The organism is Mesorhizobium sp. M9A.F.Ca.ET.002.03.1.2 (genome assembly GCF_003952365.1).
GTDB lineage: Bacteria > Pseudomonadota > Alphaproteobacteria > Rhizobiales > Rhizobiaceae > Mesorhizobium.
This window is the reverse complement of the sequence record NZ_CP034443.1, coordinates 5885511-5912509: the sequence shown is the minus strand read 5'-3', so window position 1 is coordinate 5912509 and position 26999 is coordinate 5885511. Positions and strand designations below refer to the sequence as shown.

The following is a 26999-nucleotide window of genomic DNA, read 5'->3' as shown; positions in this document are numbered from 1 at the left end:
GGTTGAAATCGTAGGCAGGGCGGCCGCTCACCGCAACCGAATAGTTTTCGCCTGACCGGCAAATTTGATTCATCTGTTGTATGTCTGGGAAAGGCTGGCGCGCTTAAAAATACTGACGACGGCGCTCTCACAAACGTTCGCGATTAGCGAAAGCGACCATGCCTTCGTCATCCTAGGGCGAAGCAAGGAGCGAAGCGACGCGGCGCAGACCCTAGGATCCATGCCGTTGCGTACGAGCGCCGCAGCGGTGCGGAATTCTGCCCTGCCGCGCTCGTCAGCGAACGTCACGGCATGGATCCTCTGGTCAAGCCCGAGGATGACGAATGGAAAGGTTGGCGCCCCGCCTCAATACCTCCCGACCCTGTTCTCCGACAGCTTCGACCTCAACCAGCCGCTGAACGCATCGAGCACCGGGTGGCTCGCCTTGGCGTGCTCTGACACGAGGTAGTAGGAGCGCGGCGAGGGGATCGCGATGTCGAACGGCTTGACCAGCCGGCCTTCGCTCAGCGCCCGGCGGCTGGTCAGTTCGTCGCCCATGGCGATGCCCTGGCCGGCGATCGCCGCCGAGAAGACCAGGTTCATGTCGGAGAAGAAGATGCCGCCCTCGACATCGGGATTCTCGACCTTCGACAGCGCCAGCCAGCGTGCCCAGTCCTCGGTGTCGCCGAGATGCAAGAGATTGGCGCGCAACACGTCGGCCGGCTTGGAAAAGCCGCCGATCTTGTTGAGCAGCGTCGGGCTGCACAGCGGCGTGAACGAGATTTCGCACAGCAGCTCGACGGCGCGGTTCGGCCAGTTGCCGACGCCGAAGGCGATGAAGGCGTCGGCCTCGGCATTGCTGACATCGTCCAGCCTTCGGGGCGTCAGGATGCGCAGCGCGACATCGGGGTACATCTGCCGGAATTCACCGATATGGGTGCACAGGAACAGCGAGGCGAAGCCCGGGGTGCAGCTGACGCTGAACGAGCCGCCGACACCGGTGCCGGCGTGGCGCGTCACCGCGTCGCCCAGCACCGTCAGCGCCTTGCGCACATCGCTGGCATAGCGCTGGCCGCGCGGTGTCAGCGCGACACCCTTGCCAATGCGTTCGAGCAGGTCGAAGCCGAGATCGCGTTCGAGCAGGCGAAGCTGATGGCTGACCGCGCTGCGGGTCAGATGCAGCTCGTCGGCGGCGCGCCAGACGCTGCCGTGGCGGGCGAAACTGTCGAGGGCGCGCAGCGCCTGAGTGGAAGGTATCCGCAAGAGGCCTCAGGTGAACCGAATTTGCATATGCCGGAAAAACATATCACTTTTTGACGAGGCGCTTCACTGCTTTCTTCTCATCCCATGGAGGAACCGGTGACGAACTCTGCGCAGGTGACCGCGCTTGCCTGTCTGGACGACATTCAGCCGTCGCTGTCGGCGTGGATGCGGACGATCTTCGATTTCGGCGAGACCGCCTGGCGCGAATACCAGTCGGCCGCCTGGTATGTCGAGCAGTTGAAGCACCAGGGCTTTTCCGTCGAGGAAGGCTCCGGCGGCATGCCCACCGCCTTTTGCGCCCACTGGACCAATGGCGCCGGCCCGACGATCGGCATGTATGCCGAATACGACGCGGTGCCCGGCAATTGCCAGGATGCTGCGACCGTCAAGCGTCCGCGCCCGGGCCTCGGCGAACAGGCCGGCGGCCACACCGATCCGCATTCGGGGCTGGGCATCGCCAGCCTGGGCGGGCTTTTGGCGATCAAAGCGGCGATGCAGCGCCACGGTATATCAGGCACGCTGCGCTTCACCGGCGAGCCGGCGGAGAAGGTGCGGGGATCGAAGCCGATCCATGCGGCCAAGGGCTATTACGACGGCCTTGCCGGCATGATCTCCTTCCATCCCTTCTACATGCTGCCGCTCTGCAACACGGCGCGCTGGGACACGCATTGCGGCGCCGCCTATGCGATGATCTACCGTTTCGTCTGCGACGAGCCGGAGAACTGGGCGAGGGCAGCGGGCGATGGCGCGCCCATTCCCCAGGCGCATTCGGCGGTCAGGGCGCCCGGCGCCAACGACGCGCTCATGACGATGTACATGGCCTCCAAGGCCCTGCGCGATTCCATGCTGCCGCATCAGGGCGGCTGGTCGATCAGCGAGGCGATCCTGACGGCGGGACAGGCGACCGCGGACAATCTGCCGGCCGGGCTGGCCGAGATCCAATACATGATCCGCGTGCCGACGCTCGCAATGGCCGAGCAGGTCACCGCGATGCTCGATCGCAATGCCGAAGCCGCTGCCACCATGAGCGGCTGCCGGTATGAGCGGCACTGGGTGTCGAAGTCGCGGCCGGGGCTCGCCAATCACGCCATGGCGGGTATTGCCTATGAGGCGCTGTCGACGGTCGGGCCGCCGCGCTGGGACGATACGGCCAAAGCGATCGCGCGCGAAATCCAGGTCAATGCCGGTGGGGTCGCGAGCGAGGAACCGTTTATCGACGAGCTGGAGCGGCTGATCGCGCCGCAGGAAGCGGAGGCGCTGCTGCGCCGCGATCTGCCGCCGACGCAGATCAATTCGACCTCGGACGACTACACCGACATGAGCTGGCATGCGCCGACGGGGCGGTTCTACGTCGCCCGTCCGGCGCTGCGTTCCGAGAACGGCCACGCCTATCCGTCCTGGGCGATGAACGCGCTTGGCGGCATTTCCGCCACCATCGACCCGATGGTCATCTGCGCGTCGAAGACGATCGCGCTCGCAGCACTTCGCCTGCTGGAAGACAAGGCCGCCCGTGACGCGGCGATGGATGAATTCGTCAGCCGCACCGGCGGCGGCATTGGCGGCTCGAACTGGCTGGCGCCGCTCTGCGACTACGACCCGCCGATCCATTTCCGCTGGCCGGAATATGTCACCACCCCGCGCGGACGGGACTGGTGGATCCCAAGCAACCAATCACCCTCACGAGGAGAACCCCATGACCGTTCATGACCGCATCGTCGCCGAACCGTTTTCACTGCAGCGCCGCAACCCGGCCGGCGGCACCAAGAAGCTGACCGCCTGGGGCTTCGCCAACGAGACCGATGTGCTGACGGACGTGTTGCTCGGCTCGCCCCACTTCCTGCGCCACCTCTCGACCAGCTCGCTGTCGCGCAAGCATCTGCGCGAGGCGCCGTGCAACGTCCAGATCGCGCAGGCGCAGCACAAGGACCTTGTCGCCGCCTATGAGCATTTCGGCGTCAACATCCATTGGCACGAGCCGACGCCGGAACTGCCGATGCAGGTCTATTCGCGCGATTCCAGCGTCATGACGCCGTACGGCGTCATCATCACCGCGATGGCCAACTGGTGGCGGCGCGGCGAGAACTACGCGGCGATCCGCACCTATGAGAAGCTCGGCATTCCGATCTACGACATGGTTACCGCAGGCACTTTCGAGGGCGGCGACTTCAACGTCATCGAGGACGGCGTGGTGCTGATCGGCTGCGGTGGCGCCCGCACGCAGGAAGAGGGCGCGCGCCAGGTGCAGGCCTGGTTCGACAAGGAAGGCTGGGAAACCCGCATCGCCTTCATCGACGAATATTACGTCCATATCGACCTGATGGTGGTGCCGATCGCCGAGAAGCTGACCGCCGTCTGCCTCGCCTGCACGGAGCCTGGCATCGTCGACTGGCTGAAGGGCAAGGGCCATGAGATCATCGACGTACCGTTCCAGGACACGATGGCGCTCGGCTGCAACTTCATGTCACTGGGCAAGGACCGGGTGATCGCGCCGACCTCGAGCCAGACGCTGATCGGCCAGCTCAAGGCGCGCGGCTTCGAGGTGGCGGCGGTCGAGATGAGCGAGATCTCCAAGACCGGCGGCGGCATCCACTGCATGGCGCAGGCGCTGAAGCGCGAGGCCGCGTAGACGCTTTGGTCGAGCTGCCGATCTTCCCCACGAGCGGGGGAGATCGGCTTTTCCTCACCGCCAGCCGCCCGAGGCGGTGATGCGTTCGCCGGTCAGCCAAGATGCCTCGTCGGAGGCCAAGAACACCGCGACGCGGGCGATATCCTGGGGTTGGCCGAAACGTCCGAGAGGGGTCAACGCAATGAGCTGCTTTTCGACTTCGCTGCCGACGATGCCGACGCGTTTCAAGCCCTCGGTGTCGACGCCGCCCGGCGCGATGGCATTGACGCGTATGTTGCGGGCGCCGAGTTCGCGCGACATGGACAGCGTGATCGAATCGACGGCCGCCTTTGTGGCGGCGTAGACCAGCGAATTGGGCTGCGGGTTCAGGCTGGCGACCGAGCTGATGTTGATGACGCTGCCGCCCTGAGGCCCGAAGTGCTTCACCGCTTCCTGGATGGTGAAGATGGTGCCCAGCACATTGGTGTCGAACTGGCGGTGGAACTCGGTCTCCGTCACCACCTCCAATGGTTCGAACTCGAATACGCCCGCATTGTTGACCAGGATATCAACCCCGCCGAACGACGATTTGGCAGCTTCAAATAAGCGGGGTACGTCGGACGCTTGCGAGACATCGGCCTGGACGGCGACGGCACGACCGCCACTGCCCTTGATCTCGGCCACGACGCCATCGGCGCCTTGGCGCGACGAGGCATAGTTGACAACCACGGCGGCTCCTGCCGCAGCCAAACCCCTGGCGATGCCGGCGCCGATGCCCTTGGAGGCGCCGGTGACGATGGCGACCTTGCTGTTCAATGCGCTCATCAAATCTCTCCTTATGTCGATGACGAGCGGTATTTAATGACGATCAGAAAGCGTATTAGGGTAGAGTCGATCTGTTCTTTCGTGCCTGGAATTCCGGAATGACCACCATCCTCGAAAAGACTGCCGGTCTCGTCGCCTTCGTGCGCACGGTCGATGCCGGTTCGTTCCATGCCGCCAGCCGGCTGGTCGGCTCCAGCCCGTCGGCGGTGTCGAAGAGCGTGGCGCGGCTCGAGCGGCGGCTGGGCGTAAGGCTGATCCAGCGCTCGACGCGTCGGCTGGGACTGACCAGCGAAGGCCTCGCCTATTATGAGCAGGTCGCGCCTTTGCTGAGAGCGCTCGATGATGCCGAGGACGTCGTTCAGATGGCCGATATGGCGCGCGGCTTGCTGCGCGTCACGGCATCCGTGGAACTCGGGCGCGGCCTGATCGCCTCATGGGCAGAAGCGTTCCTGGCTCGGCACGCCGAGGTGAAGCTCGAGCTCAGCGTCACCGACCGCCATGCCGACCTGATCCGCGAAGGCTATGACGTCGCGGTGCGCATGGGGGCGCTGTCTGACACCGGGCTCGTCGCGCGCAAGATTGCCAATCTGCCAATCGTGCTGGTGGCGTCGCCGGCCTATGTCGAACGGCGCGGCCGGCCGGAATCGATCGAGGCGCTGCAGAGCCACGACTTCGTCCGTTACCAGATGGCCGGCCGGCCTTATCCCGTCACATTGGCCGACGGCACGGTGATCGTGCCGAACGGGCGGCTCGATACCGATGACGGCGGCGCCATCCGGCAAGCGGCGCTTGCCGGAGCCGGCATCGCGCATCTGATGCAGTTTGCCGTGCAGGACGATCTCTACGCCGGCCGTCTGGTCCGCATCCTGCCCGAGGTGGCGATGCCGACCATGCCGGTGCACATCGTTCACGCGTTCGGGCGACAGCTACCGGTCCGCGCGCGGCTGTTCGTCGACTTCCTGGCGAGCGAAATGGCGGCGCTGACGCGATAAGGCAGGCGGGATGGCGTCCGCAGGCGATCCGATGCCGTCGCAAGTAAGCCTTGCCCTCGCTACCGCACCATCAGAACGAAATCTTCACCGACGCAGCGCTGCGCGCGGCTGGCCCGTGAAAGACGGCCTCGATGTTGTTGCCGTCGGGATCGAGCAGGAAGGCGGCATAATAGCCGGGATGGTACGATCGCTCGCCCGGTGCGCCATTGTCCGTGCCGCCGCCGTGAAGGCCGGCTTGGTAGAAGGCGTCGACCATCGCGCGGTCCCTGGCCTGGAAGGCAAGATGGTGGCGCCCGGTCAGTTGTCCGTTGGCGGCCCGGCTGTCCGCGCTCGAGACGAACAGCTCGTCGGCCCAGAAATAATCCTCGGCGCTGCCGCCGATAGGAATATCGAGCACCTTGAAAACCGCCTCGTAGAAGCGGCGGCTGGCCGCAATATCCCTGACCACCAGCTGGAGGTGGTCGATGAGACGGCCGCGATGAAGTTCCATGCCCGATAGCTCCTGATCGTCAGGTTGGAAATCTAGCTTCGGAGGGCGCACGGTCAATGCCACGAGCAATTGAGTGATGCGTTTTCCTGGACTGGATAAAAAATGCAACCGGATTGTAGGATTCGAAATGCCGCCATCGTCCTTCGGACGCAGGCGGCGCTGCGAACGAAAAGTCGCGCCGTCGAAAACGGTCAGATCATGATCCCGATCATGGTCAACAAGATGCCTTCCGGCATAGGAGAAAAATATGAGCCTTTCCTATCGTTGGGTCATCGTCGCGGCTGGTGCTGTGATGACCTGTGTCGCCCTTGGGGCGATGTTCTCGCTGGCGATCTTCCTCGAACCGATGGCGCTCGACACCAACTGGTCGCGCGCCGGCATATCGAGCGCGATGACGCTGAACTTCCTGGTGATGGGCGTCGGCGGCTTCGCCTGGGGCGCCATTTACGATCGCTTCGGCGCCCGCATCGTCGTGATGACCGGTGCTGCGCTGCTCGGGCTGGCGCTGGTTCTGGCGAGCCGCACCAACTCGCTGCTTGTCTTCCAGGCAACCTATGGCGTGCTCGTCGGCCTCGCGGCAAGCGCCTTCTTCACGCCGATGATCGCGCTGACCACGGCCTGGTTCGACACCAACCGCAGCCTTGCCGTTTCGCTGGTCTCGGCCGGCATGGGCGTGGCGCCAATGACGATCTCGCCCTTCGCGCGCTGGCTGATTTCGGCCTATGACTGGCGCATCGCCATGTTCGACATCGGCATCATGGCATGGGTGTTGCTCCTGCCGGCTGCCCTTCTGGTGCGCCAGCCGCCCGAGCCTGCCGCCGCTGCCGCCTCAGAACCGGTCGCCGCGGGTGCGGGCATGTCGGTGCGCCGAGCGCTGCTCTCGCCACAATTCATTGTTCTGGCACTCACCTTCTTTGCCTGCTGCGCGGCGCATTCGGGGCCGATCTTCCATATGGTGAGCTATGCGATGCTATGCGGCATAGCGCCGATGGCGGCGGTCTCGATCTACAGCGTCGAGGGCCTGGCCGGCTTGGGCGGCAGGCTTCTGTATGGTGTCCTTGCCGACCGGCTGGGGGTCAAGCCGGTGCTGATCGCAGGGCTGGCAATACAGTCCGTAGTGATTGCAGCCTATCTTGCCGTCAGTGAGCTTGGTCAATTCTACACGCTCGCCGTCATCTTCGGTGCCACCTATGGCGGCGTCATGCCGCTCTATGCGGTGCTGGCGCGCGAATATTTTGGCCAGCGCATTCTCGGCACGGTGTTTGGTGCCGCGACCATGCTGTCCAGCATCGGCATGGCCTTCGGCCCGCTCGCCGGCGGCATGGTGTTCGATGCCTATGCGAACTATTCCTGGCTGTTCATCGGCTCGGCCCTTGTCGGGCTTGGCGCGGTGGCGGTGGCGATCGCCTTCCCGCCATTGCCGCGCAGGGAATTGCAGGCGGCGTAGGGGTGACGGGGAGAGGATGCCGGGGTCAAAAGTGGACAGCCATGTCCACTTTCGACCCTCTGCCGCTCTCCGAACGTCCCGATCGGGTGGATTGGAGACCCAAGTTGCGGCCGTCATTTTCCAGCCGATCCGTTGGCTTTTACGCGCGGCCGCGAGCGGCATTTGCCTTTCGTTTCCATCCCAAATTGATACCATCCACCTGGCAAATCAGGGCACGGATGCGAACAGTCGCACTGTTCCAGCATGCATTGGAACAATGGAAAGCCGCAAACCAGGCGACGGTGCGCAGGTGCATGGGAGTGACTATCGTCGACGGCGACCGCACAGGTCGCCAGGATGGTTCAGCTGGGGCATAGCGGGGCGTCGAAATGACATGCGCCCCCGCGCTGTGAGCCGACTTGACCGGCATGACCGCCACCGCAGCCAAGCATGGTGAACTTGATCGAGGACAGCCTAGAACTAATCCCGCAGGCCCAGAATATAGGCCGACACGTCCCGAACTTCTTGGTGCGAAAGTATTATCCTCGGCATGGTGGGATGTTCGTGGGCCGTGAGCCAGACATGGAGCGCCGTTGCGGTCATCCCTGGAGTCGTGGCGATCGCTTCGAAGCTGGGCGCTTCTGCAACCGGGGACTGCGCTTGCCCAGGCAGGACGGCATGACAGGATGCGCAGACCTCAAACGCGAGCTGGCGCCCTTGTTGAATATCTTGTGCCTGGGCCGTCGTAACCGTCGCAACGGCGCCGACGACGACTGAGATGATCGGCATTTGCATGGCAGACGTCCTATTCCTATGTCCCCAGTACGCTATGGCCCGCTTCGCGGGGCTTACTTGGCAACAAGATTTGGGGCTGGCCGCGAGAGGTGCCTTTCAAACCGCACATTAGTTGAGCATTGATCCAGATCAAAGCATACCGAGCGCCCCTGTCGGTATTTTTCTGCGAAGACAGACTGGCGACGCGCGATGGTGAACCGTTCAAGCAAATGGAATCCAAGAGGCGAACCAGATTGCCGGTGAAACATGGCGTACGGACCCGCGGCATCACTTAGGCGACTCTGAGTTAAATCGGAGGTGGAAGGCCGCGAGTGTTTCATTCTATTGGGACGGCCCGTATCGACTGTCCTATGAATGTCTCTTCTGTTGTCGAAGGGATTATCGTGAACATCCTGATTGTCTATGGAACGACCGAAGGGCAGACGCGGAAAATAGCCGCGTGGACGGCAACCCATATTCGCGAGCGCGGGCACCAGGTCGAGCTGCAAGATAGCGCAGCGCTCGCATCCGATTTGAAACTTGGAGCCTTCCACGCGTTCATCGTTGCCGCGTCGGTCCACCACAAGCACCACCAAGACACCATCACAAACTTCGTGTTTGCGCATCACGAGTTGCTGAACAGCAAGCCTTCAGCCCTTGTATCTGTCAGTCTGTCGGCCGTGCTGGAAGACGAAAAGACGGAAGCGCAAAAATACGTGGATCACTTTGTCTCTGCGGTGGGGTGGCAGCCGCGCATGACACTCCTTCTCGGGGGTGCTTTGCGCTTCACCGAATACGACTACTTCCAAGAGCAGGTCGTCAAATTCATCGTCATGAAGCGCAGCGGCGCTGCGAGCCCCGAGCGAGATAGTGAGTTCACTGACTGGAACGCCCTCGCCGACTTCGTTGATCGATTTCTTGAGACGGCCGGCTAGATAAGGAAGTACCAGAGTCCATTGAGTGCTCGCCGTCCATCACTGCATGATTGCCATCCATTATGGCAATGCGGATCGGCGCTACGCTTGTCTCCGACGTTCGAACGGGTCGTGCGAACGACCGCTATTGAGAAGCGAGCGGAATGACCGGTTTTGCGCCGCGAAGCGGACTTCGCTCTAACGCGCCGCTTCTGATGGTTTTTCTATCGTCGGGCTTGGTGCGGTGGCGGTCGCCTTCCCGCCGCTGCCGCGCAGGCGGGCGTAAGATGTGACCGGACGGCGGCTGGGGGTGGCAAGCGCCGTCGACCTCTGTCGGCTTGTGACCCAGATGCCGGCGCTTCGACATTCGGCCACGACATTCGGCCGCCGCTCCATCTCTTTGTTTGAGCATCGGATCGAAAACCGGGTTTGGGTCCGATGCCCTGATCGGGCTGAATTGGGCTTGGCTTCTCGTGACGAAACCTCGCGTCACCGCATGGCGAAGAGTTCCTGATGGAAGCGCTCCGTCACCGGCAGCCCCTGCGCGGCAAAATCCTGGCGCAGCGCCTCGCCGAAACCTGCCGGACCGCAGAACCAGATGCTGGCCTCGCGCCATTCCGGTACCGCGGCGCGGATGCGTTCGCCGGTCAAGAGACCGTCGCGGGCGTCGACCAGGACGTGCAGGCGGATGTCCGCGGCCGCGGCATCCGCCTTCAACTTGGCGATGGCTGTTTCGTCATACTCGGTGGTCGTGTGAAACAGGTCGATCACCGGAGGTCGAGGCTGGTTCGGGTTTGCATGCCGCTCCAGCGCGATATGCTTCATGCCGGCGATGAACGGCGTGATGCCGATGCCACCGCCGATCCAGATCTGCCGGGGCTGGCCGTTGTCGAAGGTGAAACAACCGTATGGTCCTTCGATCTTCACCTCCTGCCCGACGTGCAATTTCTCGCGCAGGCGGCTGGTGTGGTCGCCCAGTGCCTTGGTGACGAAAGTGATCCGCGGATCCTTTTCGTTCCACCCGGAGGCGATGGTGTAAGGGTGCGCCCCTTCCGACGTGTCCGAGGTTGCGAAGGCGAACTGCCCGGGCTTGTGGCCGGGCCAGCCATGCGGCACCTCGATCTCCGTTTCGAGCGCCCTCACGCCGGGATAATACTGGAGCGAGGCGATCTTGCCCTGAACCTGCCGGGTCGCGCCGACGCGACGCAGCAGGACGACAAGCGCCGCGTAGGTGCCCGCCGCCAGGAGCAGCGCCATCCCCACGCCGACCGGTGAAGTCCAGTAGCTAAAGGTGGTCAGCACCACCGAGTGGAACACCAGCACCAGATAGGCGACGGCCAGCAAGCGATGCGTCTTGTAGAACAGCCGGTAAGGAAAATATTTGATGAGCGCCAGCGCGATCAGCAGCACGGCAGCGTAGAACGCCCATTCACCCAAGCCTTCCGCAGAACCGCGCAGGGTCGAGAGGAACTGCTCCACCGGGTTTTCCGGAACCGGCCTCGCTCCGCGTGCCGGCCGCTCGAGCCAGCCCCAGCCCACCGCCCATTTCGGTCCCTGACTCCACAGCCAATGGACTACAGAGACGACAAGGGCCGCTATGCCGAGCCACTTGTGCAGGCGATACATCTTATCCAGCCCGCCAAACCACGGCTCCGGCCAACGCGGCCGCAGCGCCAGGATCATGGCCACGCTCATCGCGGCCATGGCTATGATGCCGCTGTACTGAACCATCGTTCCTCGAAGCGCGAGGAAACTGGCCGGCTGAAACAGCTGGGGCTCCGCAAAAATCCACAGAACGCTCACCAATGCCAGCATGCCCCAGAAGGCGCGTTTGATGTTTCGCATCGCGGTCTTTCTCGTAAGCAAATGATCGGGATTGGGTTGTTTGTGCTGACCTGGCCCGTGTCGTTGACGTGGATCAACGGGTGGGATGGCGTCGCTCGCGGCGTGTCTCAGGAGCTCGATCGGCTTATTGACCCCGCCGGAGGCATTTCCCGGTGGTATGCTGCACCGCAGCGCATCCGCATCCGATGGTCCGTCGCCCGCTCCGAATGTACAACGCTCAAAGATAGGCAAATTCAGACAGTTATCGCACCTTTTTCAGATTGTGCCTCACGCGACGACATTGCCATTCCGGGGAGGGGGAACGGATGCTGGAAGACGGCCGCCTTGTCGAGGACAATTCTCATCGTTAACGCTAAGTGAAGGCAGGCCTCTGGTAAATCACCGTGTCGTCGGGTTAGCTTATTAGGTTGGGGTAAACTGGCGTGAGGATCCCGAAAATGCAGCGGGCAAAGCGAGTCTTGGTGACTGGGGGTGCAGGTTTTCTGGGATCGTTCTTATGCGAGCGGTTGCTTGGTGAAGGCCACGAGGTTGTATGCGTCGACAATTTCTTCACAGGAAGTCGGAGAAACGTCTCGCATTTGCTCGACGACAGATCCTTTGAGATCATTCGCCACGACGTGACATTTCCGCTCTACATAGAAGTTGATGAAATATACAATCTTGCCTGCCCGGCAAGCCCCGTTCACTACCAGTTCGATCCGGTCCAGACGACAAAGACCAGCGTCCATGGGGCGATCAACATGCTGGGGCTCGCCAAGCGGGTTCGCGCAAAGATCCTTCAGGCGTCCACGTCCGAAGTCTACGGTGATCCCGAGGTTCACCCGCAGACCGAGGATTATTGGGGCAGGGTAAACCCGATAGGGCTCCGTTCCTGTTACGACGAAGGCAAGCGGTGTGCCGAAACCCTGTTTTTCGACTATTGGCGGCAGCACAGGCTGCGGATCAAGGTAGCGCGCATCTTCAACACCTACGGTCCGAGGATGCGTCCAGACGACGGCCGCGTCATTTCCAACTTCATCGTGCAGGCACTGCAAAACCAGCCGATAACCGTGTACGGCAACGGCCAGCAGTCACGTTCATTTTGCTATGTCAACGATCTCATCGACGGTCTGGTTCGCCTGATGCAAACGGCCGACGATGTCACCGGTCCAATCAATCTGGGCAATCCGGTCGAATTCACGATGCTCGAACTCGCCAATCTCGTGATCGAACTTACCGGAAGCCGATCCAAGATCACGTTTTTACCTTTGCCCGTTGATGATCCAAGGCAGCGACAGCCTGATATCGGGTGTGCCTTGCGCGAACTCAATTGGAAGCCAAGAATCGCATTGCGCGATGGTCTCGCCAAGACCATCGCCTATTTCGATGACTTGGTCTCATCGGGACATGCTGGGTCCGCTGCAGCCGAATGAAAACGGTCTTGGTCACCGGCGGGGCGGGTTATATCGGCTCACACTGTTGCAAAGCATTCGCCGAATCCGGTTGGTCGGTCATTGCGTATGACAATCTCTCGCGCGGCTGGCGCGACGCGGTCAAATGGGGACCGCTTGTCGAGGGCGATATTTGCGACGCCGCAGCCGTGGCAGCAGCACTGCGCCAGCATCGGCCGGATGTGGTGGCGCATTTCGCCGCCTACGCCTATGTCGGCGAGTCCGTCGAGCGCCCGGAACTCTACTACCGAAATAACAGTTTCGGGACGCTGGTCCTGCTCGAGGAAATGCTGAAGATCGGCGTCGACAAGCTGATCTTGTCGAGCACCTGCGCATCTTACGGCGTTCCGATCCGTTCTCCGATTGACGAAACGCATCCGCAGTCGCCCATCAATCCCTATGGATGGTCGAAATTCATCGTAGAACGAATGGTGGACAGTCTTTCGGATGCCCATGGCCTCAACGCGGTTGTGCTCCGGTATTTCAACGCGGCCGGATGTGATCCCGACGGCGAGGTCGGCGAGCGGCATGAGCCGGAAACGCATGTCATCCCGCTCGCCATCGAGGCGGCGATTGGATCGGGCCGGATTTTTACGATCAATGGCACCGACTTCGACACCCGTGACGGAACCGCGGTGCGGGACTATGTCCACGTCACCGATCTCGCCCGTGCACACGTTCTGGCAGGGGAGAAGCTTCTCCGCGATCCGGGAGTCCACGTCTACAATCTCGGCACCGGAACCGGAACGACGGTGAACGAGTTGGTCGAGGCTGTGCGCCGGGCTTCGGGAACGCGCCTTCCGGTGGCTTACGGTCCGCGCAGGGCAGGTGACCCGCCTGCGCTGGTAGCCGCTGCCGGCAAGGCCGCCCGGGAACTCGGCTGGATGCCTGAGCAATCCGGAATCGACCGGATCGTCGAAACGGCGCTGGCCTGGTACCGCAGCCGGTTGTGACGATATTTCTTGCGGGAGAGCCCCCGCAAGTGCGGATCGTCCTTCAGGCGCTTCAGGGCATGCGCAATTTCTTCCGGCTGATCCTTTCGAACCATCAGGCCACCCGACTCTTGGCCATTTGCCAAAATGTCGGGAAGGCCCTGTGCATCGGTGGCAACGATGGGAAGGCTGCAAGCCATCGCCTCCAGCGGTGCGACCGGCATGCCTTCGATGCGGGACGTCGTGACGTAGGCATCCGCCGCCGAAGGCAGTGTCTCAGTTTGAAATTTGACGCGTCGCTTGTCGCGATCCAGCCCGAACTCCTATATGCTTAGCGCAATGCATACATGATGGACGCAGTTGCGCCCAAACTGGGCAAGCGCGCGCCGTACAAAACGAAAGCCGTCGCCTGATGCCGACAAAAGATAGCACCGGGCGGGCCGCGTGAAACGCGCGTTTCTATTCGGGCTCACGACCCAGCTAATCTTCATTAGCGCGATCTTTCTTGTTTTTGATGATCTAATGCTTCCAATGACGCGGTCTCCGGTCATTGGCATTGTCGCATTGGGTTTGGGCGTCGCGAGCGCATTTTTCGCTTGGAGGGCGACCCCTCATCCGTCCTGGCTCGTCAAAATCGGGATGTGGATTGCCGGCTTTCTTGCCATCTACGTGGCAATCCCCTTCATCGAAGTCGTCGTCGTGCTGATCATTCCGTTTATTTCAAACTGAGACACTACCCCGCCGAAAGCCAGTGCTCCACGCGCTTCAATCCACCTTAAGCAACTGGGCAGAATGCGACAGTCGCACAATCCCGTGCTCTTTCAGATATGGCCAATAGGAGTCATTGACTGTTGCCGCAACAACGTCGAACGTTAGCAAGTTCTCGCTTGCGAGGTCCGGGTCGTCCTCTCCCCACGCATAGAGAGCCGCTCCAGCGCTATAAGTGCCTGGCAACAATCCCAACGATCGCACGCTGAATACGACCTCGGCCTGCCCAACTATGTCAAATTGACCAACACCTTCCGCGAGGCTTTCGAGCACAGAGATCAAGTTGCCTTCCTGATCAAAAATCTGGATATGAACCACGCTTCGGTAAAACGAATCCCTCGCGCCCAGCTTCAGCACAAAATCGTAATCGCCGCCAAACTTGAGCTGGTTGCAGCGCTCGCGCGTACCCGGATACACAATAGCCACCTGCATCCAGAGGTCATCATTGCCAACGCGCTCGGCTCCATCGCTGCTGGGGACGGTGTTCGACAGGTACGCATCGATGATCGATGACGCCTCGCCAAAGTCCTTCAGAAGGCCGCGGTCCAAATAAACCGCTTTTGTGCAATGCTGCCGAACCATGGCCATGTTGTGGCTCACGAACAGCACGGTGCGACCTTCACCCGCGACGTTCTTCATCGTGCCGAGACATTTCTTCTGAAATTCAGCATCGCCGACAGCAAGCACCTCGTCGACGACGAGAATCTCCGGCTCCAGATGAGCAGCGATCGCGAAGGCAAGCCGAACATACATGCCGGACGAATAACGCTTGACCGGCGTTTCGAGAAAGCTGCCGATATCGGCAAATTTGATGATCCGGTCCAGCTTACGCGTGATCTCGGCCTTGCTCATGCCGAGGATCGCGCCGTTGAGGTAGATGTTCTCGATCCCGTCGAGATCCGGATGGAATCCGGCCCCTACCTCCAGCAAGCTTCCGATCCGGCCTCGCATCACTGCCTCGCCCTCATCCGGAGCCGTGATCGAGGTCAAAACCTTGAGCAGCGTGGTCTTTCCCGAGCCGTTGCGTCCGATGATACCGCATACGGTGCCAGTCGGAACGGAAAAAGTGATGTCCTTGATGGCGAAGAATTCGTTGAGGGAAGCTTCGGCCTCCCGCGAGCGCAAACGCGCGACAAGTTGTTCGACCTCCTCACGCAATGAGCGCACGCCGATCGCGCCGCGCCGGTAGCGCTTGGAAAGTCCTCGGACCTCAACGGCTGGCAATTCTGTCATCGATCTCAAGCCGTAACATTTGCGGTTCGACTGCCGGGCTGATCCGCGGTCAACCCGTCCTTCACGACGCGCGCCGTGACAACGACAGGATAGGCGGTATCCCGGACGTCGAGCTTCTGGTCAGAGACTTCTTCCTTGGCGAGTCCCTGGAGAAAACAAACTGCCGCAAAGACGTTGCCGCGGGTTTCGAGCGCCATATTCGCCGTGCTGAAGGATTTCGCAAGCAACTTCGCCAACGCCGCCTGCGTCAATGACCAGAACCACGTGCTGCCCCACTCGCCGCGATCGACCGGGGTGATGCCAGGAACAGTCAGCAGCAGCACGCCCCCGGGCTTGAGCGCCTCGGCCAGTGCAGCGACGGCGGCCGACATGTCGAAGATCAGATGAAGTGTTTGCGTGAGGATGATGCAGTCGAAGGCGTTTGACGGCAGGACTCCGGGCTGCGACAGGTCGCCTATGATGGTCGCGTTTGGATCATCGGGATCAACATGCAGCACGTCGCTCTTGACGACATGAGCACCGCCAAAATGCATCGTGTAGCTGTTGTCGCCGATTTCCAGCACGCGGCCATGTATGTCGGCCGCATTCAATTGTAGGAAATTCTCGATATAATACCGATCTATTGGCTTGCCGCGATCATATCCAAATGAGCGGCTTATCGGCATGGTGCGTGCGAAATCCCCAAACCGCACCGAACCGACGAGCGGAGCCTGCCAATCGGCGCCGGAAGCTCCGAGCAGCCGTTGCACATGCCTGCCGACTTTGCGCTTTATCCTAAATGCCGCCGTTTGCAGCGCGATCGGCGGCGACATCTGCAAAGCCTGCCGCAGCATGCGAATCGCCTTGGCGGGTTCGGCGCGGATCGCGCGCAAGGCCTCAGTGGTCAACTCTCCGGTATAGTAGGTCTTCCAGAACCGCCTACCATCGCGGACTGCAAGACGCACATCGTCGTCAACCGGACCCGCCAACTGCTTGTCAAGCACCGACAATGCTGCAGCGAGCATCATCGGTCGATTATTCGACATGTTGTCGCCGTGCATGCGATACTCGGCGACGACATCGTCGTGCGTTACGATCGAACCGCGCCGGGCGATTCGCAAGAACAGCTCATAGTCTTCGCAGGACCGCATTGAAACGTCGAACCCGCCCATGGCCGCGAGCCTCTCGCGCCGATAGACCACGGTCGCATGCATCGCAATGAAGTTTCCCGTCCGCAGCAACTGAAGATAAGGATCTTCAATAAGGGCGACGTGATGCTTGTCTGACTCGATCGCACCGCTGCCATTGATGAAGCGATGAGCTCCGTAAGCGAGAACCGCATCTGGATGCGCAACCAGCATTCGCACGCCCGTCTCAATGGCATTCGGAAGGAGACGATCATCCGCGTCCAGAAAGGTGATGTAATCGGATCTGGAAGCCGCCAGTCCGGTGTTTCGGGCGGCCGCGAGCCCGCAATTGTCCTGCCTGATCAGGCGCACGCCTGGATGACGCTCGACAACCGATGCCGGATTGTCGGTGGATCCGTCGTCTACGACAATAATTTCATCCAGCGGCCGGCTTTGACGAAGACAGCTCTGAATGGCTTCCTCAAGAAAGCGAGTATGATTGTAAGTTGTTATGACGACTGCGATCATGAAACAGCCAAATTCTCCTTAGCTTCGCAAAGAGGCAACGGGCTGGTGTTCGTTGCCAGAAACCGAACGCGACCTTAGGCGTCACAAACAGAATTTTGGCACAGAAATGATGGACACGCGTCAGTTTTAGCACGTCGCCTCCAGCGAGGCGATGCGACTTGTCACTCACGTAAAACGGTATCGTTGGTATCAGAAATCTCAGGCTCGGTCGCGATCCAATCCCCGCCCACTACTTCCGCGCTCTCGTCACCAGCCTGAACACCTTCGACAGGATGCGGCGTGGCGTCAGCCGCCGAGCAAACCGGCGTCCGGCTTCGATGGTGAGGTCAAACCTATCGCGAAGTGTCAGGGGCCGACGCTGGGCCGGATAGCGCGCAAATGCGAAGCGGAGCGCCCGCTGCAACTCCGGCGTCATCAATCCCGAGGCCGATGCATGCATCTCAACCCATTCGAGGAAGCCAATGCGAGCAGCATGCGGGCGCAGTCGATCGTAGATGCCGGAAGCAGTCGCCTTGGCCGATGTCGAATCGAGGTGCTGCCTGTATCGGCCGGTGGGCGTGGACGTCACGAATACCGGATAGCGCAACAGCAGCTTTACCAGAAGGGTCTGGTCTTCGTAGAGCTCGAACGCCTCATCGAAGCCGCCCACCGCTACCAAAGCTTCGCGGTGAACCATGATCGAGCAGATGCACGGCACATGAGCCCGCTGGCGCACGATGACCTGGTCGAGCAGGTCGGGCGGCATGTGCAGACGGTCCGATTGGCGTGGCATCCAGTCGGTCCAGTTCCTGTGCGGCTCATCGGGGAACCACCACAGTGTCGGTCCGTAAAGGACCTTAACGCGGGGATGCGCTTCAAAGATCGCAAGTTCCGTCTCGAATTTTTCCGGCTCAAATATATCGTCGCCATCCAGGAACGTGAAGAACATGCCCGACGCGGCCGCGATTCCGGCATTGCGCGCCGCGGCGGCGCCGCGACGCTGGCCGTTCGATCGAATGAACCGGATTCGCGGATCGCCGGTTGCTGCAGCCACCGCGATTGCAACGCTCCCGTCGGATGATCCGTCGTCAATGAGAAGCATTTCCCAGTCGGTGAAGGTTTGCGCGCGCACGCTTTCGATCGCGGCCGGAAGAAACCGCTCGACATTGAGGAAAGGCGTGATGACGGAGATCAATGGCATCGGCGTCGTGCCCATTGTGCAGAATGCGCGGCGGCCGACGCAAAGCGACCCTCACTCTCTACGGGGCCGCAAGGGTTGTCATTTCTCTTCACAGCATGTCCATGGCCGTTCGTTCGACGCGTTGAAAGATCACGACGCCGATGAACAGCACGACCGAGGTCGTGACAAGCGCTGCAGCGATTTGTGGCGCACCGACTGCCGAGGTGCCGAAGAAGCACCAGCGCCCTTCATCAATCATGACAGCGAGCGGATTCAGAAATCCGGTCAGCGTCCGGTACTGCTCGGGAATAGCCGAAAAAGGAAAGATGATCGGCGTCACGAACAGCCAGATCTGAATGAAGAACGGAGTCATATGAGCGGTATCGCGGTACTTCGCGGTTGACGCTGCCAGACAAAGCCCAACCGCCAACGAGAATGCCGCGATCTGGATGATCACCAGCGGAAAGAACGCAAGGCGCCACGATAGCCCGTCCACTTTTCCTGTCAGCTGGTACCAGAGCAAGAAGGCCAATGCGACGCCAAGCTGGATCGCCAGGGCCACACCGTTCGACAGCAGCGACGACACGGGTACGACGAGTCGCGGGAAGTAGATCTTGCTGAAAAGATGACCGTTGGCAATGAAGACTTGGCTCGCGGTGGAGACGACTTGGGAAAAATACGACCACAGCACCAGCGCTGTCAGATAAAAGATTGGCGCTGGATGGCCGCCGGTTGAAATGCCCGCGATACCGCTGATGACGGTGGTCAAGGCTGCGGTAAGCGCCAGGGGCTGCAGGATCAGCCAGGCCGGACCAAGCAAGGTCTGCTTGTAGCGGACTTTGATGTCGCGCATCGCGAACAGGAGCAGCAGATCGCGATAGCGCCACAGGTGCCAGAAATCGAGGTCAAACCAGCCGCGTCGAGGAGTGATAATGGTCGTCTGCTGTGCGTTCATCAGAACAGATGATCCTCGATTTCTCGCAAGAGTTCATCCCCTGACCAGTTGCCGACATACATTCGAGGTAAACGCAGCACGTCTGCCTCTGGCGCAACGCACCCGGCGCGCGTCGTGCATGCGAACTCAAATCCCGCTTCCCTGACGGCAGATACCGACAGAGCGTCATGGTCTCCGAATGGATATGCAAAAGAGAGAACGCGTTTTCCGGTCATTTGCTGACAGGCCGAACGGCCGTCGACGATCTCGCGAAGCTGGGTCGCGAAGGAATGGGCCGGAAGCGTGGGATGACTGACAGTATGACCGCCGATCGTTATCAGGTCGTCACTGATGTCACCAACCTCCCCAGGAGTCATAATACAGTGCTCTGGCCTGGCGTCGAGACCAACGCCCGCCCACTTCGCAATGTCTTCGAGGTGTGCGTTCTGTCGCTCATACGGCAGCGTTCGGAGCGCCGACCACACCTCCCGGTAGACTTTGTCACGGCCGGCCTGATCCACCATCTTTGGGATAAGCCAGTGATGCCTGCCTCCCTCGATCGTGATGTCGAGTTGGTCAGGCAGTTCAGGCGTCTCAAGACAGATCCGCGTGAGCGCATCCCACCAGAATTCTCTGCCGCTTCCGATTGCTCCCGTCGCAACAAACAGCGTCATCGGGCAGTCGTGACGCTGTAGGATCGGGCGAGCGTTGCTGTAGACGTCGTGATAGCCGTCGTCAAACGTGACAACCGCAAGCGGTTTGCCTGGCTTTCCCCGTGCGATGACATCAAACAGCTTATCCAAATGCACCACCCGCCGGCTCCGCGTCAGCGCTTCGATTTGTTCGTCGAACCTCGCCGGATGGACGGCTAGCCCCCACGGATCGACGGCGATATCTGCAACGCGATGGTACATCAGTATGATGGGAGCACCGCGCAGGCGTCGACGCCGCACCAGCCGACCAAGTTGCAGGAGAACGCGCGGGATCACCATCGGTCTCCCGCCGCAGGAACCGTAAAAACCACGCTCATGTCCGATCGCGGATGCCATCCCCATCGGCAGAAATGCGATACATGTGAGTGTTCAAGCATATAGCTGATGGCAATAAGACCACGAGGCCACGGGCACGGATGTGAGCGAAATGAAAGGAAGCATGAAGGCATCCACAAGTTTGGCGGATTGAAACCACCATATTAGCACATGTCGCCGCCGCAAGTGCGAAAGACCGGGCGAATTCTCAGGCGTCGACGTAGCCGGTAGGGGGAGGCGCGGCTTGATACCATCCCGCTCGAGCATGCTAGTATTTAGGCCGGTGGCGCTCCCGTCTTTTCAGGTTTTTTCGATATGCAACCCGCAGTTTCCGTCATCATTCCTGCTTACAATGCGGAAAAGACCATCCGACACACCCTCCAGTCGGCCGCCTCGCAAACTTTCAAACAGCTAGAGATCATAGTGGTCGATGACGGGTCGACCGACCGGACCGCTGAGATCGTCGAGGCATTTGCAGCCAGTGATCCGCGTATTTCTTATCTGAGACAGCAGAACCAAGGGGTTGCTGTCGCCAGAAACCTGGCAATTCATGCGGCGAAGGGTGAATTTATAGCGCCACTTGATGCGGATGATGTGTGGCATCCGACAAAGCTGGAAAAGCAGCACGGCCTCTTTCATTCGCGGCCGTCTCTCGGCCTTGTCTACGCATGGTATCGGGTCATCGATGATGATGATTGGGTGATCGAATGCTCCCCGCCAATTCTTGCTCGCGGGGACGTCCACAACTGGCTGCTGGTTGAGAATTTTATCGGGAATGCAAGTTCACCGCTAATCAGGCGATCAGTTCTTACGGCAACCGGGGGATACGACCCGTCGCTCAGAGCAGCAGGCGCCCAAGGAGCCGAAGACTTGCAGATGCAGCTCAACATTGCCGCGATCTGCGATTATGATGTCGTTCCGGAGTATCTGATTGGTTACCGGCGATCACCATCTTCCATGTCGACCAGGTATGTCGTCATGCTGGCATCGCACCGGATCGTCCTTGAAACAGTCCGCACGCGACATCCCAAGCTAGCGTCTTTCTTGTTTCGTTGGTCCGATGGCGTGGCCTCAGCGTATTATGGCACCGAGGCCGCCCGCACGTCGCCAGGCGCGGCCATCGCCCCGCTTGTCCACGCAATACGGATCGATCCGGCCGCGCTGTTTCATGTCTTCGCAAAGCCGTATGCACAAGACCTGTGGCGGCGGCTGTGTCGCTTTGCGCGGAGACTGCTCGCCGTTGAACAGCGCATGGTTCCGACCTCACCGCATTCCATCTGTACCTCCGGGCGTTTTTTCGACGCCGATCCGACCTTCATCTGCCAGCCATTTCCTCCGGAGTGGCTTCGAAGGCGAGTCCAGGTGGCCCTCAAGACGCCGACGCCGCGCCAGCTTTGCGAGTCAGGTCAGAGGATTATTGATCCGTCCGCTCCCGTCGAAGACGGCGCTTAAGGTCTTAGAGGCCGGCACCTTCGAGAACCGCCGCGGCCAAACCAAGTCCGACGATAGTCGGCCCGGCCCATGCAGGTGCTGCCGCCAAGCGGATGAGCCGCCGCAACCGCTCGAACCGTGAGGCGCTCACATTCACCAGCTGGTCTCTTCATAAAGCGGACGGAACTTGGCGTTCTTGTTGCGCATTCGTTTCACTCCGACCTTGATCCAGCGAGGAACCAACCTGGCCCTGCAGTAAATGTCTACCATGTTGGGCAGGCGAGAAATCGCCGTGCGCGGATCCAGGACGAAGAGTTTCCTCGATAGGTTGCAGGCCGCGTAAAGCCGTCCGCCGATCAAAGCTCTCACCGCAAGCCAACAAATCATGTCGACCAGATGGGCATCGAGATCGCTGCCGAACTGCGGATATTTTTCACGGAACTCGGCAAGAACAATCTCACAAGAACGAAGCATCTGCATGACATCGCTCGACATGTTGACGTTCGTGATCCGGTAACCCACGAGATGCTGAGGCACGACGCGGAATTCGTAACTTTCCGCTATTCTGAGGCACATCAGAAGATCCTCGCAACCTTGCGCATTCCTGGCCCTCAGGGAAGGATCGAATTGTCCCGCCCGCTCGAATGCGGAGCGACGCACCAGCATCGAACTTCCGTTGCCGACAAAATTCATTCTGCACATCCGTTGCAGAACGCTGCCATCGGCATCGGGCCGGTATAGTGAGAATACCCGGCCGTCCTCGTCGATCTGCGCAAACCAGCAATATGCCAGGCCCGCCGAAGAGCCGCCTTCCTGGAGGGCGCGCAGCTGCAGCGCGATCTTGGATGGAGCCCAGAGATCATCCGCGTCGACAAACGCCAGAAACTCCGCATCGGTAGAGGCCGCACCGCTGTTGCGAGCCTGCGCGACACCGGCGTTCGACTGCCTCATAATGCGTATACGCCGGTCTTTCTCGGCACAGGAGGCCACGATCGAGGCGGACTGGTCCGTCGACCCGTCGTCCACCACGACAATGTCCAGCGCCTGATGGTCCTGCTGGCAGATGCTGGTCAAGGTGGCGCGAATGGTTCGCTCGGCATTGAACATCGGCACCACCACGCCTACCGTGGCATTGTCCTGGATCATCGAAGCCTTCGTTTTCTTTGCAAGAACTGGTCAACGACGGATGGCACCAGCATTGCAATCAGCACCGCTCTTCTATGATCGGGGCGAATTCGAGGCAAATCAGGTCGGTCATTCTATCAGCCTGGCCTATCGTAGCTGGCGGATGCGGATCGTGACGAAGCAACGCCAAGTCCAAGGATCCGCCGCGTAACGCTGCCTTATTAGCCCTTGCTGAATAAGTCGGTCAACTGGCGCCGCGCCGCCGAGAGCCTGCCGGCCGCCGCACGACCATAGTCAGCAGTCATTACCACAGCACTATCTCGTTCTCTAACGACGTGGTGATCCGGGCCACGGCCGTGTGAATAAGCAGTCGCCTTTCGCCGCTCTGGCAACGCCAGCATGAATGAACTTTGTCAGCATGAACCGCTGGAGTGATGAGGATTAACTCACGATAACGAGCCTGCCGCAAGCCAGGCGTCGCGAGTGGTGATCCGCACCTCAGGAGCCGGCTGCTTCGGGCAAGCCTTCCAGACGAAGCCATTTGTGCTTTCGGTGAGGCCAGTGGAGCATTGCCGGGGGCGGGAATTTCGCGTCCTCCAGACAGCCGACCGATACCGACAGCGCATCCTTTAGCCCTTCTGCCCGCATGAAGACGACCGACCCGCATGTGGTGCAGAATGTCTGCTCCAGCCATTGCCCCGACGAGCCGGTTCTGCGCCAGGATCCGGTCTCGCCTTTCCGGCCGACGAGGGCCAAGTCAGGATAGATGGCCCGATACGAGAACGCCGCCCCGGTGCATCGCTGGCACTCCATGCAACTGCACGCATAGACGCGTCGCGGTTCTCCCGCCAGGACAAGTTCCACGCCCCGGCATGAGCAGGTCGCGGTCCGTCTGGTCTTGCCGCTATGCATTCGCTGCCTCCCCGACCTGGCGCGGCGAGTCATTTCGAAACAGAGGCGCGAGAGATGCGAAATCGTCTTCCGCGCGTCCGAGCGAAAGCGCCTGCCGAAAGATCATGTCCATGGCGCGCGGCATAGCCGCGTTGAGCCCTCGCTCCTCGCAGGCCTCAAGCAGGTGCTGGAAGGCGCTGTAATGGGCACCCAAGGACGCCAGCGTTGCGTCGTCGCCGGCAAAACGGCGTGCATTTGTTCTGTCGACCACGTCGAACAGAGCGGCATCGACAACCGGCTTGAATGCGGAGAGATGGCTCTTGAACGTCTTCAGGTTGAGACCTTCGGCCTCGGCGACAGCCATGCCCTGAAGTGCTCCGAAAAGCCCGCCCCACATCTGGGTCAGCAGGGCGGTATCAAGCGCGGAGGCTTGACCCGGCAGCTCCCCGACATAGCTCGTGCCGCCGCCGAGCGCGAAAAGCAGGGGCTTGTGCTTCTCGTAAACATCGCGGGAACCCGAATAAAGCAGTGCGGTCTCGGGCCTGCCGATAAAATCCGGAGTGGCCATGATCGCCCCGTCCAGATACCCGGCACCATGCGCCTCCACCCAGCGAGCTTCTTCCCGTGCCAGACGTGCCGATCCGGAGGTGAGTTGCACGACGGCTTTACCGGCCAATACCGAAGCGATGCCATCCCGCTTCAGCAAAGCGTCGCTGGCGGCATAGTCGAGAACATTGATGATCACGACGTCGGCCGCCCGGATTCCATTCTCCACTGAAGGGGCGAGCTTCGCGCCAAGAGCCGCCAACGGATCGCACTTTGCCGCGGTCCGATTCCAGACCCATGTCGAGTAGCCGCGGTCGAGCAGCGTTCGAGCAATGGACGACCCCATTCGGCCCGCGCCGAGCACGCAGACATTTGATGTCATAATAACGTCTCCGATAGGACAATGGCCCTCTCGACGAGGATCCGTTTCGTGTTTGGCGCGCTCGATCCGAAGATATAAATTCCTGCTGCGTTGAGAAGTACGCACCTTGAGGTAAGTTATCGCCATCATGACAGGAGCTGCCAAATGAGGCGCAAGGAACCAGACAGCTGCGGTTTTGCTGCCGCGCTGCAGGCCATCGGCGGAAAGTGGAAAACCTCGCTGCTATGGGAACTGCACCTGCGGTCATACCGCTTTGCGGAACTGCGCCGGCTGTTGCCAGGCGTCAGCGAGAAGGTGCTCACGCAGCAATTGCGGCAGATGGAAGCCGACGGGCTGATCAGCCGGCGCGTCTATGACGAGGTGCCGCCTCGCGTGGAATACTCGATCACGCCGCTCGGCTTTAGCCTGAACGATGCGGTGACAGCCATGTCGGCCTGGGGCAAGCACCACGAGACATGGAAATCCCAGCGTGAAGCGGCCTGACCCGGGCTCAGTTCCGATCCGGCGACATTCAAGAAAAAACCCGCCCCGATAACCGGAGCGGGTCTGTTGCCTGAGGCGGAACTCAACACATGGCCGCGATGGCGATGATCGCCGCGGCATTATGAAGATCAGGTTAACCGGCAAATTTGATTTAAATGCGCCTGTGGATATTGGCTTTCGGGTAAGCCGAACCGACCATGTTTGCCAAACGGCGGGCAATAAGGAGAAGCTTATGACAAGCGACTTTGCCGCCGCACACCTCCATCTTGAACGAGCCTGCCACTATCTGCGCGGCGATGACGAGACGAGCAGCGAGACTCGTGCAGCTCTGGATCCTCTGATCGATGCAATTGTCGCAGCCCAGTACCGGCGTCCGTCCGCAGACGTCGTGGAATTTCCCAGAACGGCAAAGCAGCGATAGTCAACGAGCGGCCCAGAGGGCCGCACGAAACCAGCCGACCGATCGCCTGCGTCAGCAGGCGATTTCCTCGGGACCGGAGAAGTCCAGCGTCTGATCCTCTGCTTGTGCATTTCGAGCTCAGGTCGCACTCTTGTGCCTCTGTTCCTGGGATTGAGACGGGCGTATTCTTGCTGCCGACCAATGCTTTGAAGTTATCCGGGAGGAGATGGCGATGGCTGAGGCGACACGTCACGACGCCTGGCAGGCCGGGGACAGCTACGACCTTTATATGGGGCGATGGAGCCGTCAGATCGCTCCACTGTTCCTGGATTGGCTCGATCCGGCGGAGGGTCTGGACTGGCTGGAGGTGGGTTGCGGAACCGGGGCGCTTTCCGCAGCCATCCTGGCGCGCTGCAATCCCAGGAACCTGGTGTCCATAGACCCATCGGAGGGTTTTCTCGCCAAGGCGCGCGTAAACGTGCCGGACGAACGTGTCGAGTTTCTCGCAGGCGATGCGCAGGCTCTGACTGTCGAATCGGGCAGCAAGGACGTCGTCGTGTCGGCGCTTGTTCTCAACTTCATCCCCGACAAGGAAAAGGCACTCGCGGAAATGGGGCGGGTGGCCCGCCGCGGAGCGACGATTGGATTCTATGTGTGGGATTATCCCGGCGGCGGGGTGGAATTCATGCGGGCCTTCTGGACCGCTGCGGCAGCGCTTGACCCCGGCGCCATCGACCTTGCCGAGGACAGACGCTTTTCATTTTGCACCGAAGACGGATTGACCAACCTTGCGAAGCAGGCCGGCTTCGTTTCCATCGACTGCACCCGGATTGAAATGCCGGCAGTGTTCAAGGACTTTGAGGACTACTGGCACCCCTTCACCCTTGGTGCAGGGCCGGCGCCGGGCTATTGCATGAGTCTCGAACCCGCAGCTCGCCAGAGATTGATGGAGAGGATCCGCGAGAGCCTGCCGCGCGGCGAGGACGGGTCGATTGCCCTGAAAACGAGAGCTTGGGCAGTCAAGGCCAAGGTTCGCTGATGACCGCGAGCCCATGTCGCGCCAGACCGGCAGGCCGCCAACTATAGACTGTCCTGCGCAAAGTTCGGGTTGACCGGCCTTGTATGCGAAGCGACTATTCGTCCAGCCGAGGTCGTCATGCCGGCGTCAGGAGGAAATGCGATGGACGAGCCTGATCGGTGGCGTCACATGTCGAGTGCGCCAAGGGATGGCAGCAGGATCCTTGTCACGGTTCGGCCGTCCGAACAGGGGCCGGCGGAAGTCGACCTGGCCTACTGGTCTCGAGCCGACCAATTCGGCAGCGAAGGGTGGCGCGCTTCCGACTCGTCGCCCGGACGCGTGGTCGAATACGCCGAACCCGAGTTGAAGTGCTGGATGCCGCTTCCCGCAGCCAATCTGAGCAAGGGTTCAATGCCCAGTCCCTGGGAGGGGGAGGATGTCCCGCTGCTGGACGGGTCCGGGATATGAGGCTGGTCGACGCGTGACCAGCCT

25 protein-coding genes and 1 pseudogene are annotated in these 26999 nt (G+C 60.8%); 12 read left to right on the top strand and 14 right to left on the bottom strand.

The genetic code is table 11. The features are described from left to right. Nucleotides 1–345 precede the first annotated feature (345 nt). Nucleotides 346–1242, bottom strand: coding sequence for a LysR substrate-binding domain-containing protein (locus EJ066_RS28750; RefSeq protein ID WP_126043278.1), 897 nt, complete (start codon nt 1240–1242; stop codon nt 346–348). An 84-nt stretch (nt 1243–1326) separates the two neighbouring features. On the opposite strand from EJ066_RS28750, the gene EJ066_RS28745 reads away from it, so the two are divergent. Both EJ066_RS28745 and EJ066_RS28740 read left to right on the top strand, forming a co-directional pair. Continuing rightward, on the top strand, nt 1327–2949 hold the full coding sequence (locus EJ066_RS28745) for an amidohydrolase (RefSeq protein ID WP_189644392.1): 1623 nt from the start codon (nt 1327–1329) through the stop codon (nt 2947–2949). Further along, complete coding sequence (locus EJ066_RS28740; protein ID WP_126043276.1) at nt 2936–3868, top strand: dimethylarginine dimethylaminohydrolase family protein; 933 nt, start codon at nt 2936–2938, stop codon at nt 3866–3868. Before EJ066_RS28745 ends, EJ066_RS28740 begins: the two co-directional genes overlap by 14 nt. A 54-nt stretch (nt 3869–3922) precedes the next feature. Here EJ066_RS28740 and EJ066_RS28735 read toward each other — a convergent pair whose 3' ends face one another. Next, complete coding sequence (locus tag EJ066_RS28735) at nt 3923–4672, bottom strand: glucose 1-dehydrogenase (RefSeq protein WP_126043275.1); 750 nt, start codon at nt 4670–4672, stop codon at nt 3923–3925. A gap of 98 nt (nt 4673–4770) precedes the next feature. On the opposite strand from EJ066_RS28735, the gene EJ066_RS28730 reads away from it, so the two are divergent. Next, on the top strand, nt 4771–5664 hold the full coding sequence (locus EJ066_RS28730) for a LysR family transcriptional regulator (RefSeq protein WP_126043274.1): 894 nt from the start codon (nt 4771–4773) through the stop codon (nt 5662–5664). A 70-nt stretch (nt 5665–5734) separates the two neighbouring features. Here EJ066_RS28730 and EJ066_RS28725 read toward each other — a convergent pair whose 3' ends face one another. Then, nucleotides 5735–6154 carry a VOC family protein gene (locus EJ066_RS28725; RefSeq protein ID WP_126043273.1) on the bottom strand — a complete coding sequence of 140 codons (420 nt, stop codon included), beginning with the start codon at nt 6152–6154 and terminating at the stop codon, nt 5735–5737. A gap of 247 nt (nt 6155–6401) precedes the next feature. Between EJ066_RS28725 and EJ066_RS28720 the strand changes: the two genes are divergently transcribed. Further along, entirely contained in the window at nt 6402–7601 is a 1200-nt protein-coding gene (locus EJ066_RS28720; RefSeq protein ID WP_126043272.1) for an MFS transporter, read from the top strand. 459 nt (nt 7602–8060) lie between these two features. Here the strand turns inward: EJ066_RS28720 and EJ066_RS28715 are convergent, their stop codons facing one another. Continuing rightward, nucleotides 8061–8375 carry a c-type cytochrome gene (locus EJ066_RS28715; protein ID WP_126043271.1) on the bottom strand — a complete coding sequence of 105 codons (315 nt, stop codon included), beginning with the start codon at nt 8373–8375 and terminating at the stop codon, nt 8061–8063. Nucleotides 8376–8758: 383 nt separating this feature from the next. Here EJ066_RS28715 and EJ066_RS28710 point away from each other — a divergent pair, with 383 nt between their 5' ends. After that, nucleotides 8759–9289 carry a flavodoxin domain-containing protein gene (locus EJ066_RS28710; protein ID WP_126043270.1) on the top strand — a complete coding sequence of 177 codons (531 nt, stop codon included), beginning with the start codon at nt 8759–8761 and terminating at the stop codon, nt 9287–9289. Between the two features lie 468 nt (nt 9290–9757). Here the strand turns inward: EJ066_RS28710 and EJ066_RS28705 are convergent, their stop codons facing one another. After that, complete coding sequence (locus tag EJ066_RS28705) at nt 9758–11113, bottom strand: ferric reductase-like transmembrane domain-containing protein (RefSeq protein ID WP_126043269.1); 1356 nt, start codon at nt 11111–11113, stop codon at nt 9758–9760. A 437-nt stretch (nt 11114–11550) separates the two neighbouring features. Between EJ066_RS28705 and EJ066_RS28700 the strand changes: the two genes are divergently transcribed. Both EJ066_RS28700 and galE read left to right on the top strand, forming a co-directional pair. After that, nucleotides 11551–12525, top strand: a complete 975-nt coding sequence (locus EJ066_RS28700) for a UDP-glucuronic acid decarboxylase family protein (RefSeq protein WP_189644391.1) — start codon at nt 11551–11553, stop codon at nt 12523–12525. Next, a complete protein-coding gene (gene galE, locus EJ066_RS28695) occupies nt 12522–13496 on the top strand; it encodes a UDP-glucose 4-epimerase GalE (RefSeq protein ID WP_126043267.1) in 975 nt (324 codons plus the stop codon). The genes EJ066_RS28700 and galE overlap by 4 nt, the downstream gene beginning before the upstream one ends. Before the next feature lie 53 nt (nt 13497–13549). On the opposite strand, the pseudogene EJ066_RS28690 reads toward galE, so the two are convergent. Next, a pseudogene (locus tag EJ066_RS28690) lies at nt 13550–13699 on the bottom strand (glycosyltransferase); the annotation flags it as partial. 220 nt (nt 13700–13919) lie between these two features. Between EJ066_RS28690 and EJ066_RS28685 the strand changes: the two are divergent. Beyond that, entirely contained in the window at nt 13920–14204 is a 285-nt protein-coding gene (locus EJ066_RS28685; RefSeq protein WP_126043266.1) for a hypothetical protein, read from the top strand. A 36-nt stretch (nt 14205–14240) separates the two neighbouring features. Here the strand turns inward: EJ066_RS28685 and EJ066_RS28680 are convergent, their stop codons facing one another. From EJ066_RS28680 to EJ066_RS28660, 5 genes are all read right to left on the bottom strand, one after another. After that, a complete protein-coding gene (locus tag EJ066_RS28680; protein WP_126043265.1) occupies nt 14241–15476 on the bottom strand; it encodes a polysaccharide ABC transporter ATP-binding protein in 1236 nt (411 codons plus the stop codon). 5 nt (nt 15477–15481) lie between these two features. Continuing rightward, a complete protein-coding gene (locus tag EJ066_RS28675; RefSeq protein WP_126043264.1) occupies nt 15482–17110 on the bottom strand; it encodes a glycosyltransferase in 1629 nt (542 codons plus the stop codon). Nucleotides 17111–17339: 229 nt separating this feature from the next. Next, nucleotides 17340–18290, bottom strand: a complete 951-nt coding sequence (locus EJ066_RS28670; protein WP_189644390.1) for a glycosyltransferase — start codon at nt 18288–18290, stop codon at nt 17340–17342. An 88-nt stretch (nt 18291–18378) separates the two neighbouring features. Next, the gene (locus EJ066_RS28665) at nt 18379–19224 is read right to left on the bottom strand and encodes an ABC transporter permease (RefSeq protein ID WP_126043262.1); all 846 of its coding nucleotides are present in this window, start codon (nt 19222–19224) and stop codon (nt 18379–18381) included. After that, nucleotides 19224–20195, bottom strand: coding sequence for a polysaccharide deacetylase family protein (locus EJ066_RS28660; protein WP_189644389.1), 972 nt, complete (start codon nt 20193–20195; stop codon nt 19224–19226). The genes EJ066_RS28665 and EJ066_RS28660 overlap by 1 nt, the downstream gene beginning before the upstream one ends. A gap of 351 nt (nt 20196–20546) precedes the next feature. Between EJ066_RS28660 and EJ066_RS28655 the strand changes: the two genes are divergently transcribed. Further along, complete coding sequence (locus EJ066_RS28655) at nt 20547–21683, top strand: glycosyltransferase family A protein (protein WP_126043260.1); 1137 nt, start codon at nt 20547–20549, stop codon at nt 21681–21683. Between the two features lie 132 nt (nt 21684–21815). On the opposite strand, the gene EJ066_RS28650 is transcribed toward EJ066_RS28655, so the two are convergent. The 3 genes from EJ066_RS28650 to EJ066_RS28640 form a co-directional block, all read right to left on the bottom strand. Further along, entirely contained in the window at nt 21816–22808 is a 993-nt protein-coding gene (locus EJ066_RS28650) for a glycosyltransferase family A protein (protein WP_126043259.1), read from the bottom strand. A gap of 477 nt (nt 22809–23285) precedes the next feature. Further along, nucleotides 23286–23600, bottom strand: a complete 315-nt coding sequence (locus tag EJ066_RS28645) for a GFA family protein (RefSeq protein WP_245455244.1) — start codon at nt 23598–23600, stop codon at nt 23286–23288. A 91-nt stretch (nt 23601–23691) separates the two neighbouring features. Continuing rightward, nucleotides 23692–24735: an NAD(P)-dependent oxidoreductase gene (locus EJ066_RS28640; protein WP_245455010.1), complete on the bottom strand. Its 1044-nt coding sequence runs from the start codon at nt 24733–24735 to the stop codon at nt 23692–23694. Between the two features lie 15 nt (nt 24736–24750). On the opposite strand from EJ066_RS28640, the gene EJ066_RS28635 reads away from it, so the two are divergent. The 3 genes from EJ066_RS28635 (at nt 24751) to EJ066_RS28620 (ending at nt 26975) form a co-directional block, all read left to right on the top strand. Continuing rightward, nucleotides 24751–25089 carry a helix-turn-helix domain-containing protein gene (locus tag EJ066_RS28635; protein WP_126043257.1) on the top strand — a complete coding sequence of 113 codons (339 nt, stop codon included), beginning with the start codon at nt 24751–24753 and terminating at the stop codon, nt 25087–25089. 632 nt (nt 25090–25721) lie between these two features. Beyond that, a complete protein-coding gene (locus tag EJ066_RS28625) occupies nt 25722–26528 on the top strand; it encodes a class I SAM-dependent methyltransferase (protein WP_126043255.1) in 807 nt (268 codons plus the stop codon). A 141-nt stretch (nt 26529–26669) separates the two neighbouring features. Continuing rightward, complete coding sequence (locus tag EJ066_RS28620; RefSeq protein ID WP_126043254.1) at nt 26670–26975, top strand: hypothetical protein; 306 nt, start codon at nt 26670–26672, stop codon at nt 26973–26975. Nucleotides 26976–26999: the final 24 nt, after the last annotated feature.